This window comes from Streptomyces sp. ICN903 (genome assembly GCF_022015835.1).
Classification (GTDB): Bacteria; Actinomycetota; Actinomycetes; order Streptomycetales; family Streptomycetaceae; genus Streptomyces; species Streptomyces fenghuangensis.
In genome coordinates, this window is sequence record NZ_JAKMAY010000184.1 from 1 (window position 1) to 11,937 (window position 11,937).

The window sequence follows — 11,937 nt, forward strand, 5'->3', positions numbered from 1 at the left end:
GGGCCGGCCGGGGGCGGGCCGGTCAGCCTCAACTCCGCCACGGTCGAACAGCTCGACACGCTCCCCGGCATCGGGCCCGTGATAGCCCAGCGCATCATCGACCACCGCACCGAGCGCGGCGGCTTCTCCTCCGTCGAGGAGCTCCGCGAGGTCAGCGGAATCGGGGATGCGATGTTCCCAGGGTAATCTCGCACGCATGGACAGCATGAACCTTCCCCAGCGTGCCGTACTGCTGGTGCGTATCTCCGACGATCGTGACGGCGAGGCCGCCGGGGTCGCCCGCCAGGAGGCCGACGGCCGGGCGCTGGCGTCGCGTCTCGGCTGGACCGTCGCCGAAGTCGTAATTGAGAACGACGTGAGCGCGTTCAAGCGGCGACGCATCCGGCTCCCGAACGGGAATGTGGAATTGCGGACCATTCGCCCTGGATTCCGTGACGCGCTGGACAAACTCATGACCGGTTTGCGCGACGGGCTACTCGCTTACGATCTGGACCGAGTTGTTCGTGATCCGCGCGATTTGGAAGACCTTATCGACGTGGTGGAACACAAGGGCATTCCGGTGGAGACCGTCACCGGCTCCCTCCGTTTGTCCAACGACACCGAGATTATGGCCGCCCGTATCGGTGTCGCGTTCGCCAACAAGTCCAGCCGCGACACTTCCCGGCGCGTCACCCGTAAGCATTTGGAACTCGCCGAGCAAGGCAAGACCAACGGCGGTGGCTATCGCGGGTACGGCTACACGTATCAGAAAGAGGTCATCGAGGAAGAGGCCGCCGTCATCCGGGATATCGCCCAGGCTATCCTGGGCGGCCAGAGCCTCAACTCCATTGCCGCCGACCTGAATGAGAAGAATGCCCCGACCGCGACCGGCGCGCGCTGGACGGGACGTTCGGTGAAGTCCGTTGTCTCCAAACCATCGGTCGCCGGTCTGCGCTCCTACAAAGGGAAGGTCATCGGTTCCGCAGCCTGGCCGCCCATCCTCGAACGCGACACCTGGGAAGAAGTGAATTCGACTCTCGCCAACCGTCGCGGCCGCTCCGACAACACACTCAAGCGATGGCTGAACGGCGTACTCCACTGCGCCAACTGCGGTAAAGAGCTGAAGGGTTGGCAGGGCAATGCCGGACCCCGCTACTGGTGCGCGACACCTCTAGGCGGCTGCGGAAAAATCACCATCAACGCCGTGCCCGCCGAGGCCGAGGTCGAGCGTCGCATTCTTCAACTCCTCACCCGTAAAGATGTGTTGACTCGGCTGCGGACCATTGCCGACGGCGACGACGACGGCGGCGCGCGGCGGCAACTCGCAAAGGATGAGGCAAAGTTGCGGCAGCTCGCCGAAATGTGGGGCAATGATGAACTCTCGCTCGCCGAATACCGGGCGGCGCGCGCGCCCATCGATCAGCGGGTGAGGGAAAGCAGGGCACTGGTGCACGCCGCCGCCCCCCGCGCCCTGCGTGGACTCCTCGCCGGAGACGTGCGAGCGGCGTGGGCGGACCTGACACCCGCCGGTCGGCGCGAGGTGGCACGCACTCTGTGGCCCGGCGGTCTCGACGTGCGGCCGCATCCCAAAGACCGGCCGCGCCGGTTCGATCCCGACCGCATCGTGCGGCGCGACATGATGTAACTCGTCACCGGCGACCAAATGCATATCGCCGCAGGTCAAGTCCATGATCGCCCCCTTCGGGAACACCCGGAGGGGGCGATTTTTGTGGTGCTGTCGGTATCAATGTCGGCCCTATTCGGAGTCTGGAGGTGGAAGCGAACACGCACCCCACCGAAGGGAATCGCCGACATGATCTCCGAGCAGTTCAACGGCGCATACGTCCGGCATCTCCGGGAGGAGCGCGGGCTCAGCCGTAACGCCCTCTCGTACGACCTCCGCGTCACAACCCGCCGCATCGCCCAGTGGGAGCTGAACGACTCCCCGCCCTCCGTTCCGATGCTGGCGCGCATCTCGAACTACTTCGGTGTTCCCGTCGAATCCTTCTTCAAGGAAAACGACCGTGAGCACGCACGCGCTTGACGCCGAAGCCGAAGAAATGCCGCTTACCGACGACCAGTTGAGGCGTATCGCCTTCCTACTGGGACTCAGCGACCGAGGCGGCCAGGACGAGAAGGAGGAGGCGTAATGGATGCCAAGACATGCAACATGTGCCAAGTGGCAAAACCGCTGGGCGAGTTCAATCGGCACAAGGCCCGGAAGGACGGGCGGGACTCTAAGTGCCGGGAATGCGCCCGCGAGTACAACCGCCGCTGGCATGCGGCGAACGCCGATCGGAAGCGCGAGAGCAACCGCCGCTGGCGGGAAGAGAACCGCGATCGCGTCCGCGAGAACAGTCGCCGCTGGCATGCGGCGAATCCCGACCGCGACCGCGAGAACAGTCGCCGCTGGTATGCGGAGAACCGCGACCGCGCCCGCGAGAACACTCGCCGCTGGCGTGCCGAGAACGCCGAGCGCGAGCGCGAGCGTAAGCGCATCCGCAACCAGGGCATGACGCCTGAACTCCGTGACTATATGGCGTCGTTGAAGTGCAAGCCGTGCCACTTCTGCGGCGGTCCCGCAGATCAGGTGGATCACCTTACGCCCGTATCGCGGTGCGTCGAGCTGGGCATCCCGCACAACACCCGAGACAACCTCGCGCCTATATGCGGGAGTTGCAACATAAGTAAGGGAGCGAAGACCGAGGCGGAATTCATTGCCTGGCAGATCCAAATAATGCTCGCCGAACGTCGCCGTAGAGAAGCGGCGTAACCGAAAAAAGTGCCGCCCCCTCCGGGACAAGCGGAGGGGGCGGCTTAACTCACTACCTGGAGGAACTACCAGTGAACATGATACCCAACCCCCTCGACAACGCCCAGCCCATCGAGCCCGTCCCGGTGGCAACCTCCGCCACCTTCGACCCCGACGGCGACCCCGTCATCTACGTCATTCCGTGCGGCCAGTGCCACCAGCTCATCGCCGTTGATCACTACACCATTGGCCACGAGGCCCGGTGCCATTGTGGCAGGGCAACGCCCGTCGCGTGGAGGGATGTCCGCGAGGACTGGTCGGAGTCGCTCAATGCGGCGCTCAGCGCCCGCAGTGGAGGTGCCGAGCGATGAGCAACGACTTCGCGCAGCCCTCCAGCCCAGAATCCGGGGCGACGGCGGAGGTCGCCGCCAAGGTGAAGGAACTCGAAGATCACCAGCAGGCCGAGGAGCAGGCCGCTTTCGCGGAGAAGCGGCTCAGGGCTCAACGGGAGGCGGAGAAGCGGCTGGAGGCCAAGGAAGCAGCCCTCCGGAAGATCGTCTTCGAGCCGGCCTCGGAGCTGAGGCTGCGTCAACTGCGTTGGTTGTGGCATCACCGCATCCCCCTGGGCGAGATCACCCTGCTGGCCGGTCGTGCCAACATGGGCAAATCCACCCTGAGTTGCAACCTCATGGCGCAGGTGACGCGCGGCGACCTCGACGGCGACTTCCGTGGACAGCCGAGGGATGTGGTGGTGCTCGCCACCGAGGATGCCTGGGAGTACACCATCCTGCCGCGCCTGCTGGCGGCCGGTGCCGACCTGCGGCGCGTGCACCGAATGCAGGTGAAGTCGCCGCAGGGCGCGCATCTTCCGTTTCGGCTCATCACTGACGCCGATAACTTCGTGACTCAGGTGCGCGAACGAGGACTGGACGTGGGACTTGTGGTCATGGACCCCCTCGTGTCGGCGCTGGGAACCAAGAAGCGCAACGACCCCGACGAAATCCGTCGCGCGCTGGAAGAGTTGAAGCAGGTCGCCGAAGCGCTCCAGTGTGCCGTTCTGGGACTCGCGCACTGGAACAAGGGCGGAGCGTCCGGACAGAGCGCACTGGAGCGGGTTACGGGATCGGGCGAGTTCGGGAACGTCGCACGTGCCGTTATGGCCGTTGCGGAAGAACCGGGCGACGACGACACCCCCGCACGAAACGTGCTGTCAACGGTGAAGAACAACCTCGCCCCCACACCGGCCAGCCTCTACTACGAACTTGTCTCCGTAACTGTCAGCGGAACCGGCGAACAGGGAGAGACGGTCTCTTCCGAAACCTCCCGCGCGGAACTCGGAGGCCGCTGCTATCTGTCCGCCGACGACCTCATGTCGGCGGAGGGCGGCACTGCGATGGCGACCGCCTCCAAATGGCTGCTGACACACCTTCGGATCAACGGCCACCGCGTCGCCGACGAAATCGTCCAGGACGCGAAGGCCGCCGGTATCGCCCAGGCCACCCTGTATCGAGCCAAAGACCGACTCGGCGTCCAATCCCGGCGCGAGGCCGGAGCAACCATCTGGTCCCTGCCCGGCGAACACAAAGCGTAACCAGCGGGGGAGGGTGGCCGCCCTCCCCCGCTGCCGGAGACTGATAATCCGCTAGTGATGGATTACGAGAATTTTGAGAATAAGCCCAAACGGGACATCCCTTTGGGTCCTGGTTGTGCCCGGATGTCCGAATTCTCAAGTCTCCACCTTTATCGTTTCTTCTCAAGTCTCTTCTCAATCTTCTCTCTAACTACTCTCAACAACACATTCAGTAAGGACTTAAGGATCATGGCGAAACCGATCACGACCATCACGAAGGGGGAAGGATCATGAGTTCTTGCCCAACCCCCCTGGGCGGCGATCTCAGCGCCTCGCCCCCCGGCCCTGGGCAAATCACCTTCGGACATCCCCCGAAGCCCGGCAGGCGGCCACACAGCCCCTCCTGGGCGGCATTCCACCGAATCCGCCGTGCGCCGCCGGGGCAGACCGGCCGAGCCGCTGGCCGACCCGGACGCATGGCGGCCGTCAGACGGCTGCCTGAGCCCTTCGGAGCATCGCGCTGGGCGGCATGTGCTGGGCGCGCTGTATGCGGCGGCAGACGGGCGTGTGGGGCGGCTGGAGCTTGTCACCGTCGCGCGCCGGGCCGCACCGATGGTCGATGCTCATGAACTGCTATCGGCGCTCGAAGACCTTGGGTGGATCCAGCGGGTCGAAGTCCGCACCTACGCCCTTGGTTGGAGGGTAATGGAGTAACTCGCACCCTTCGCCCGTAACTCGCAACCCGGAGGACAACATGGAAACCAACGATCCTCGTGCGCAGCTCGCCGACCTTTTCATGCAGCACATGGCGAACTTGTTGGACCAAGTCGTAAACCGAGACGACTTCGTGGAGTTGGCGGGAAGCTACCTAAGTGGCGACCTTGCCATCCAGATACACGACGGCGAACTTGTTCTGGCACACCGCGATATCGGCGGCGTGCCCGACACTATTCCCGAAGAGTGGAGTGACGGTGTAACCTGACAAGGCGTCGATCTGGAGACCTCTCTCAAGAGGGATTCGATCAGCACCGGCCCTCTTCAGCGTCGTCGGGGGCCGGTGCACAATACGTTCGGCACCCGGCCGGGTTCTCACCTTCCACGGCCGGGTGTCGGAAAACCCGCAAGCCGTAACCGGCTGGACGAGGTTCGCGTGTCAGGGTATGAGGCCCCCGGAACCAACACCGGCCCGTCGCGGAGGAGTTAGGGCCGAGGCTCCCCTTCGGACACAGCGGCACTTCACCAATTGCCTTTGGCGTGGCCGCAATTGGTCATGCCCGTCCGAATGGAGAACCTCATGTCTCGCGTGAAGCGAAACCTCAACGACGAGCCCCACATGGACATCACCGTCGCCCGGCAGAAGCTGGCTGAACTGTCCGATCTGGCCGAGACCCGCGCCCTTACCGACACCGAACGCGACGAGCTGCGTTCCGCCGAAGAGTATGTGCGCAAGGCCGCCGACTCGGCCGCCGCCCTCGCCGCGCTCATCGACAAGCCCGGCTCGACCGAGCCCGGCAGCGACCCCGGCCCGAAGTCCGGCGACGCGCCCCGCGCCCGGCGGACCGGCGGGGAAGCCCGCGACACGGCGATGCGCCACCTGGACGCCGCCGTCGGTGCCGACGCGATGCCCGCCCGCGCCGCCGAGAAGATCGAGTCGATGATCGACGCCGGGGAGCGCTCCGGCAACTCCCTGGCCGCACGCTGGGCCGCCGCCGGTTCCGATCCCGCGTACCTGAGCGCGTTCATGAAGGCCATCAGCGGCGAACGCGGCACTCTGCTGTGGACCCCCGCCGAGCAGGCCGCCTACGCCCGCGTGGAGCGCGTCCGTTCGGAGATGCGGGCCCTGGGCGCGACAGGTGCCGGTTCGGCCGGGGCTTTCCAGGTGCCGACGATCATCGACCCCGCCATCCGGATCTCCTCGGACGGCTCCCTGTCGCCGCTGCGTGAACTGGCCGAGGTGCGGCAGGAAATCGGGCACGAGTTCCGGCCCGTGACCTCGGCGCACGTCACCAACGCCTGGTACGCGGAGCACGGCACCGTTGCCGACGGCTCGCCGACTCTGGAGAGTCCGTCCATCGTCTCCCACCGGGCGTCCAGCTTCGTGCCGTTCAGCTTTGAGTACGAGTCCGCCACCTACGGCGGTGCGATGGGTGATCTGACGCGCCTTCTGGCCGACGGCTACGACCAGCTCACCGCTGCCGCCTTCTGGTCCGGCAACGGCACCACGCAGCCGGAGGGCCTGTGGACGGGCATCGACGGCACCGCTTCGGAGCTGGCCCCGGCCGTGGCCGAGACGTTCGACGTGGACGCCGACCCCTACGCCGTCCAGAACGATCTGGGGCCGCGTTTCCAGCCCAACGCCGTCTGGCTGGCGAACGTGGCGACCATCAACGCCCTGTCGGCGGCCGAGACGACCAACGGTGCGCCCCGGTATCCGCGTGTCGGTGACGAGAACCCGGTGCTGCTCCGCAAGCGGCTGTACGAGCACTCAGAGATGCCCGGCAGCGACGACATCAATGCCGCCGCGACCGCCGACAATCCGGTTCTGGTCTACGGCGACCTCAAGAGGGCTTACACCATCGTGGACTTCGCCGGTTCGACGGTGGAGCTGGTGCCGCATCTGTTCGACGCCGCCAACGGCAACATGCCGTCGGGGCAGCGCGGTCTGCTGCTCTGGGCGCGTGTCGGTGCCGGTGTCGTCATGCCGGGCGCGGTGCGCGTCCTCAACGTCGCCACCACGGCGTAAAAAGGAGGTGCGCAATGTCCGTTCTGACACGGGCAGTTGAGTTCCGGGCGGATGAGGCCGGCGAGGGTGATGGGCGGACCCTGAGCGGCTACGCCGCCGTCTTCAACTCCCCTACTGAGATCGACAGTTGGGAGGGGCGGTTCGTCGAGTCGATCGAGCGTGGCGCGTTCGCCGACTCCATCGCACGCCGCACCCCGGTGGTGCAGTTCAACCACGGCAAGGACCCGCGCGTCGGCGAACTGCCCATCGCGTCCGTCCAGGCGCTCCGGGAGGACGACCGGGGCCTGTACGTCTCCGCGAGGCTCTACGAGCACGCCGAGGCCGTCCGGGAGGCCATCGCGGGCGGCTCCATCACCGGGATGAGCTTCCGGTTCCGGGTGCTGGACGATGAGTGGGGCGAGGCCGACGGGATGCGCACCCGCAGCATCCGGAAGGTCGAGTTGTACGAGCTGGGGCCGGTGGTGCATCCCGCCTACGCCGACACGTCCGTCGGTGTCCGCTCCGACCCCCTGGGCGACCCCGAGGCCGTCCGGCGGCTCCAGAAAGCCCGAATCGACCTTCTGCGGGCCCAGTTCGATCTCCTCGCCGTCATGGAGCGGCGGGGACGGTAAGTCTTCGGCGGTGGCCGTTTCCTTCCGGCCCCCTCCTCCTGGCCGGGGCCACCGCCGAAAAAGAAGCCGGGGGGTTTCGTGTCACCCCCCGGCTTCGCCTTTTGCCTATACCCCCCAAGTTTCAAGCACATGATTCGAGTTGAGGCCATGCCCTTCTTGAAGCATGTGCCCTCTGTTTCTGTGTGTGCCAACTCTTAAGCACATGCCCCTTGTTGAAGCCATACCCCTTGTTCAAGGTGTACCCCCAACTTGAAGCAGTGCCTCCTCGTTGACCACCACCAACCACCAACACGCTTTGCATGTTGCTCATGTTCGTTGCTGTTGCTCCTGCTCAACGACCAATGATCAACATGCTGTTGCCTGCTGGTCGATGACAACAACCAATGTGTGTTGCCTGTTGGTCGATGTCCATGCCCATACCCATATGCCAAGCCATGCACGACCATGCCCATGCGCCATGCCTGTGCCTGTGCCTGTGCGCCAAGCACGATGCACGATGACGATGACCAACGACGATGACGATGTGCGAGGCGCGTTGCTCGCCGACCGACGTGCGCCGCACCGGACTTGACACACCGGAGCAACATGGCGCACGTCAACAAGCCCGGCACTTAACGGGAGTTGTTCGGGGCTTTACCGGAGTCCTTCGGCGACGGGGTTGCTTCCGGGCCATGCCGGAGAAGACGCCCACCGCCGTCGGTGCCGTCCACCCCCCAGGGCCGAAACCCGCGCGCGCTGCCGGGAGTTGAGCCCGTGGATGGGACCCATTCCACAGGCCGTCAGATGGGACCCATTTCCTGAGCCGTCGGATGGGACCCTAATCGGCAGTCAGGTAGCAAGTTAATCCAGCGGGAACGGTTCGGGGGAATCTTTCGACAAAGGCGGCGAGTCTTCGGTAAATCCCACGGGAAATTCTAAATGGCATACCTTCACCCCAGGGGGGCGGGTCGCGCACGTAATTCGAAGGGCTGGGCGACCCCGCGCGCCCCTGCTCGTTTTTCTCTGAGTGGCGGAATCCCCTCCCCTTGATCAAAAACCCTAGTTGATCATGCTCGTGACCTGCGCATTCGCGTAGAATTGTCCTGAACGCCTCTGTGCGGAAGGAGTCTCTGATCATGTCCGCATATCTGACGTGCGACCGATGCACCCGCCACATCTACGGCCTCCCCGACAATCCCCGCCCGCCAGTCCTGTGCGACGAATGCGCGCGGGAGGCCAGGTGATGCCGAATTCCCGACGCGCTAAATGCTCCGGTTGCGGTAAAACCGTTTATCGCAGCCCTAAATCACTGCCTGAACCGAAATGCAGAACCTGCCGGAAAATGGAAGCCACCCGCGTTTGTCCAACGTGCGGAATCGGATTCTTCGCCGAACGGCAGCGCCGAAGGTATTGCAGCCGGACCTGCGCGTCCAGGAGTCGCCTGTGAGCATCCGCGTATGCGAGGACTGCGGGGCCGAGTGGACACCGCCGACGCCGCGCGGCGGATACCGGCGATGCCCTCCATGCCGAGAAGCGTGGGAAGCGGCCAGAGTGTTCGCGCGCGCGGCTCAGGTCGCCGGTCGGCGGGTGGCGTGCCGTAGCTGCGGGCAGGGCTTCGCGCCGCCGACGGATGCGCCGTGGCGGTACTGCCCTACGTGCCGGGCTGCTCGGCGGCCAGCATCCCCGCCTACGACGTGCCGCGATTGCGGGGGGCCGCTGCCGGAACGCGCCGGACCAGGGCGACGGCCCACACGATGCCCCGCATGCCGCACGCCGGATCGGCCAAAGACGGAATGCCGCACCTGCGGGCGGTACTTCCTGCCCGCGCCCACTGGACGCCCGCCGGTCTACTGCGGGCCGGAGTGCCGGACCGAGGGGCGGCGCCGGTATGCGGCGGACCATTGGCGACGGCGGAGGACGTAGCTTCCGGGGAGGCTAGGTGCGCAGGGGGAGTGACCTTCTCAGGAAGGTAGGTTCACTGCCCCATGATCACCTGATCCATGCGCCGGTCTACGGTGTCGGCGAGGTCGGCAAGATCGGTGCGCCCTGGTGTCGCACGCCGCAGCTCGGCGACGACCAGCGCGAGGCGGGCAAGATCACCGGGGTCCAGCTCGGCGACCTCGGCGATGAGTTGGTTGTACTCGTCAGGAGTCACGGTGGTCATCTCCTGTAGGTGGTGGTGTGAACATCGGGGAACGCCGATTCGCCGAGTTGCAGCCGCTGGTCGGACCGTGACCGCGAGTACGACGACCGGCACCGAGGCCCTCACCGAGGCCCGGTCGGCGGTCCACTCGGCCGCCGGCCGCCGGCTGGGGGCGGCGGAGCCGCGCCAGGAGGGCCCGGCCGACCTGCGGCTGGTGCCGCCGGCGCTGGCCGCCTGGGGAGCGGCGGCCCTGGCCCTGGGCGCTCCGGGCGGCGCGGCCGTCGCGGGCGTGGCGCTGTGCCTCCTCTGTGCGGCGGCGTGCCTGGTTCCGGCCCGGGGCCGAGGCGGGGTCCGGGGAGGCGGGCGTACGGCCGTCGCCATGACACTGGTGTGCGCCGCCGCCGGCGGCGGAGTGGCCGCGGCGCACGCGGCCGATCTGCACCGAGGCCCCCTGCCTGCGGCGGCCCGGCAGTACGCGCACGTCACCGCCGAGGTGGCCGTCACCGGCGATCCGCGCGTGGTCCGGCCCCGCGTACGCGGCTCGGAGCAGGTGGCGGGCACGGTGATACTGCGGGCCGAGGCCCTGCGCGTCACCACCGCCGACGGCACGGTGACCGCCACCCGGTCGCCGGTGCTCGTCCTGGTACGGGGTACGGACTCGGCGGCCGGACCGCCCGCGGGCTGGCTCGAGCTGCTGCCCACCACCCGGCTGCGGCTCCAGGCCCGGCTCCTGCCACCTCAGGGCGGCGGCACCGGGGGCAGCGACATCGCCGCCGTCCTGAGGGTGAGCACCGGCGGACCGCCCACGGTGACCGCCGGGCCGACGGCTCCCCAGCGCATCGCGGGGGAGTTGCGCTCCGGACTGCGGGAGGCCAGCGACGGGCTGCCGGGCGACGCGCGGGCGCTGTTGCCCGGGCTGGTCGTCGGCGACACCTCGCGCATCCCGGCCGACCTCGACGCAGCCTTCCGGGCCGCCGACATGCTTCACCTGCTGGCGGTCAGCGGGGCGAACCTCGCGATCCTGCTGGTGCTGCTCATCGGGCCGCCGGGCAGGGCGGTACGCGCCGAACGCCGGGGCATGGCGCCCCGGCTGGGGATGTCGCTGCGCACCACCGCGGTCACCGGGGCGCTGCTCACCCTCGCCTTCGTGGTGGTCTGCCGCCCCGAGCCCAGTGTGCTGCGGGCGGCGGCCTGCGGGCTGATCACCATCGCGGCGATCGGCACCGGACGGCGTAGGTCCCTGCTGCCGGCCCTGGCCGCCGCCGTACTGCTGCTCGTCCTTTACGACCCGTGGCTGGCCCGCGACTTCGGCTTCATCCTCTCGGTCCTGGCCACCGGCTCGCTGCTCACCGTCGCACCCCGCTGGAGCGAGGCCCTGCGCCGCCGGCGAGTGCCGGGAAGGCTCGCCGAGGCGCTGGCGGCGGCCGCGGCGGCGCAGGCGGTGTGCGCGCCCGTGGTCGCGGTCCTCGCGGCCCACGTCAGCCTGGTGGCGATCCCGTGCAACATGCTGGCCGAGTTCCTGGTCGCGCCCGCCACCGTGCTGGGTTTCGCCGCCCTGGTCACCGCGCCCCTCGCGCCGCCGCCGGCCGAGGCGCTGGCCCGGCTGGCGGGCTGGCCCACCGGGGCCGTCGCCGCCATCGCCAGGGCGGGGGCCTCCCTGCCCGGCGCCGAGATCGACTGGCCCGGCAGCTGGACCGGCGCACTGCTGCTGGCCGCGCTCACCGCGGCGGCGGTCCTGGCGGCCCGCCGACTGGTGCGGCACCGCCGGCTCTGCGCGGTCTGCGCCGTACTGCTGGCCCTGGCGGTCCTGCGCCCCGCCCCGCTGATCCGCCCGCTCACCGGCTGGCCGCCGCCGGGCTGGCGGCTGGCGGTCTGCGACGTGGGCCAGGGCGACGCGCTGGCCCTGGCGGCCGGGGAGGGCGCGGCCGTGGTCGTCGACGCCGGCCCAGAGCCGGAGACGGTGGACCGCTGCCTGCGCACCCTCGGCGTCACATCCGTTCCCCTGCTGGTGCTCACCCACTTCCACGCCGACCACGTCGCCGGGCTGGCCGGGGTGCTGCGGGGCCGTGCGGTCGGGGCGATCCAGACCACCACCCGGGGCGAGCCGGCCGGGCAGGCGGCGGCGGTACGGCGCGAGGCCGCCCGCGCGGGGGTACCGGT

General features: G+C 67.9%; 12 protein-coding genes. 10 read left to right on the forward strand and 2 right to left on the reverse strand.

What is annotated here, in order from left to right:
• The 6 genes from L7D48_RS18600 to L7D48_RS18625 all read left to right on the forward strand — a co-directional run.
• Positions 1–186, forward strand: a 186-nt coding sequence (locus L7D48_RS18600) for a helix-hairpin-helix domain-containing protein (protein ID WP_237880591.1), incomplete at its 5' end; no start/stop codon positions are given.
• Between the two features lie 10 nt (positions 187–196).
• Entirely contained in the window at positions 197–1,624 is a 1,428-nt protein-coding gene (locus L7D48_RS18605; protein WP_237880592.1) for a recombinase family protein, read from the forward strand.
• Between the two features lie 168 nt (positions 1,625–1,792).
• Complete coding sequence (locus L7D48_RS18610; RefSeq protein WP_237880593.1) at positions 1,793–2,023, forward strand: helix-turn-helix domain-containing protein; 231 nt, start codon at positions 1,793–1,795, stop codon at positions 2,021–2,023.
• A gap of 105 nt (positions 2,024–2,128) precedes the next feature.
• Entirely contained in the window at positions 2,129–2,752 is a 624-nt protein-coding gene (locus tag L7D48_RS18615) for an HNH endonuclease (protein WP_237880594.1), read from the forward strand.
• 71 nt (positions 2,753–2,823) lie between these two features.
• Entirely contained in the window at positions 2,824–3,102 is a 279-nt protein-coding gene (locus tag L7D48_RS18620) for a hypothetical protein (RefSeq protein ID WP_237880595.1), read from the forward strand.
• Positions 3,099–4,322 carry an AAA family ATPase gene (locus tag L7D48_RS18625; RefSeq protein WP_237880596.1) on the forward strand — a complete coding sequence of 408 codons (1,224 nt, stop codon included), beginning with the start codon at positions 3,099–3,101 and terminating at the stop codon, positions 4,320–4,322. The genes L7D48_RS18620 and L7D48_RS18625 overlap by 4 nt, the downstream gene beginning before the upstream one ends.
• Positions 4,323–4,787: 465 nt before the next feature.
• On the opposite strand, the gene L7D48_RS18630 is transcribed toward L7D48_RS18625, so the two are convergent.
• Positions 4,788–4,928: a hypothetical protein gene (locus L7D48_RS18630; protein WP_237880597.1), complete on the reverse strand. Its 141-nt coding sequence runs from the start codon at positions 4,926–4,928 to the stop codon at positions 4,788–4,790.
• Between the two features lie 127 nt (positions 4,929–5,055).
• Here L7D48_RS18630 and L7D48_RS18635 point away from each other — a divergent pair, with 127 nt between their 5' ends.
• The 3 genes from L7D48_RS18635 to L7D48_RS18645 all read left to right on the forward strand — a co-directional run bounded on the left by L7D48_RS18635 (position 5,056) and on the right by L7D48_RS18645 (position 7,655).
• Positions 5,056–5,283, forward strand: coding sequence for a hypothetical protein (locus L7D48_RS18635; RefSeq protein ID WP_237880598.1), 228 nt, complete (start codon positions 5,056–5,058; stop codon positions 5,281–5,283).
• Between the two features lie 312 nt (positions 5,284–5,595).
• Entirely contained in the window at positions 5,596–7,044 is a 1,449-nt protein-coding gene (locus tag L7D48_RS18640; RefSeq protein ID WP_237880599.1) for a phage major capsid protein, read from the forward strand.
• Positions 7,045–7,058: 14 nt separating this feature from the next.
• Positions 7,059–7,655 carry an HK97 family phage prohead protease gene (locus L7D48_RS18645; protein ID WP_237880600.1) on the forward strand — a complete coding sequence of 199 codons (597 nt, stop codon included), beginning with the start codon at positions 7,059–7,061 and terminating at the stop codon, positions 7,653–7,655.
• Between the two features lie 1,954 nt (positions 7,656–9,609).
• Here the strand turns inward: L7D48_RS18645 and L7D48_RS18650 are convergent.
• Complete coding sequence (locus tag L7D48_RS18650) at positions 9,610–9,798, reverse strand: hypothetical protein (RefSeq protein WP_237880601.1); 189 nt, start codon at positions 9,796–9,798, stop codon at positions 9,610–9,612.
• On the opposite strand from L7D48_RS18650, the gene L7D48_RS18655 reads away from it, so the two are divergent.
• A partial coding sequence (locus L7D48_RS18655; RefSeq protein ID WP_374492776.1) for a ComEC/Rec2 family competence protein occupies positions 9,761–11,937 on the forward strand: 2,177 nt, incomplete at its 3' end. The genes L7D48_RS18650 and L7D48_RS18655 overlap by 38 nt on opposite strands.